General features: G+C 68.3%; 2 protein-coding genes. One reads left to right on the plus strand and one right to left on the minus strand.

What is annotated here, in order from left to right:
* Positions 1-119 precede the first annotated feature (119 nt).
* A complete protein-coding gene (locus tag ELR45_RS27670; RefSeq protein ID WP_205857384.1) occupies positions 120-1016 on the plus strand; it encodes a TIGR01777 family oxidoreductase in 897 nt (298 codons plus the stop codon).
* A gap of 16 nt (positions 1017-1032) precedes the next feature.
* Here the strand turns inward: ELR45_RS27670 and ELR45_RS35930 are convergent.
* Positions 1033-1618 (minus strand): hypothetical protein (locus ELR45_RS35930; protein WP_165368147.1); only part of this gene is annotated, 586 nt, incomplete at its 5' end.

A 1618-nucleotide genomic window follows, 5' to 3' on the forward strand; every position in this document is an offset into this window, starting at 1 on the left:
TCAAGGAACCGGCTTTACGGGACACTCGCGAACGACATCGTGGTCGTGATCACGACCACGATGTCGGCTTCTCCACGTGACCCGCAATGCATCGGGCTGCGCTGGGTAGCCTGAAGGACATGCGGGTAGCGATCTGTGGTTCCAGCGGTCTCATCGGCACGGCTCTGCGGAACTCGCTGACCGCGGACGGGCACGACGTACTCCGGCTGGTGCGACGGCCGGCGGCCGGCGCCGACGAGCTGCAGTGGGATCCTGCGGTCGGTGACATCGATCCGGGGCCGCTGGAAGGTCTCGACGCCGTCGTGAACCTTTCCGGAGCCGGCGTCGGTGACCGTCGCTGGACGAAACGTTACAAGCAGGAGCTGTACACCAGCCGGATACGGCCGACGGCCATCCTCGCCAAGGCGATCGTCGGCCTGGACCGGCCACCCCGGGTGTTCGTCTCTCCCACCGGGATCTCCGTCTACGGGGTGGACCGCGGGGCCGAGGTCGTCGACGAGGACTCCAGCTCCGGCACCGATTTCCTAGCCGAGCTGTGCCTGGCATGGCAGGCCGCGGCTGAGCCGGCCAAGGACGCCGGCGTGGCGGTGTGCCACCCGAGGTTCGGCCTCGTCATGGATCGCTCTGGTGGCGCGTTCAAGCAGATGCTCCCGATGTTCCGGTTCGCGGTGGGAGGTTCGCTCGCGGGCGGCAGACAGTACTGGAGCCATGTCTCACTGCCGGACACGGTTCGCGCGCTCCGGTTCCTGATCGAGCAGCCCGGCTGTGTCGGGGCATACAACATCACCGCGCCGGAACCGGCGACGAACGCCGAGTTCACCCGGGTGCTCGCGCACATGCTGCATCGCCCGGCGGTGCTTCCCGTCCCACGCTTCGCGCTGCGGCTCGTGCTCGGCGAGTTCACCGACTACATCGCCGGCAGCCTCCGGGTCGTCCCGCACCGGCTGACCGAGGCCGGTTTCGTCTTCCAGCACCGCACCACGAGGGAGGTCGTCGCCGCGGCGCTGCATCAATGAGCCGCGGACGCACCGTTCAGCCGAACCGCCACGACGGCGTCGAGGATCCCTCGTCGGCGATCGGCACCAGCTCGGCCATCCAGGACTCGTTCTCCGTACCCGGCTTATCCTCCATGACCTCGCCGTCGTCGTCGACGAGCTGGTAGGCGGGCAGCCGGTCGGAGATCTCGACGACGACCGTACCCCCGTCCCGTTCCACCACCTCAGCGTCGATGACCTCGAACGAGAGGTCCTGGGTCCGCACGCCCGCGTCCGCGTACTCCTGCAGGAGCTCGACGTCCCGGACCAAGCCCTCGCTGGTGGGCGCGTAGACCTGGCACAACAGCTCCGCATCGATCTCCTCGAATGCCTGCGCGCGCAGGGTGTAGAGCCGCTGCACCTCCTCGGTCCAATCGGAGACCTCGGGGGGTTCGTCGTCGGGCGCGGGCCGTGGTCCGCCGCACAAGTCCACCTCTTCGCTGTCCGTCGAGTCGGGAGTCCCCAGATCCGCGCTGGGAAGCTCGGAGTCGTCCTCGGCCAGGTTCATGCCGATGACCACGGCGCCGGCCACCAGGAGTAGCACCACGAGGACGCTGGCCACCTTGGTCAGGTCGCCACGGCTT

Origin of the sequence: Phytoactinopolyspora endophytica, from assembly GCF_004138495.1 — a bacterium.
Lineage (GTDB): Bacteria > Actinomycetota > Actinomycetes > Jiangellales > Jiangellaceae > Phytoactinopolyspora > Phytoactinopolyspora endophytica.

Bases quoted from the DNA above. Each gene is read 5' to 3' on its own strand.
- ELR45_RS27670 (WP_205857384.1), top strand. From the start codon at position 120: ATGCGGGTAGCGATCTGTGGTTCCAGCGGTCTCATCGGCACGGCTCTG.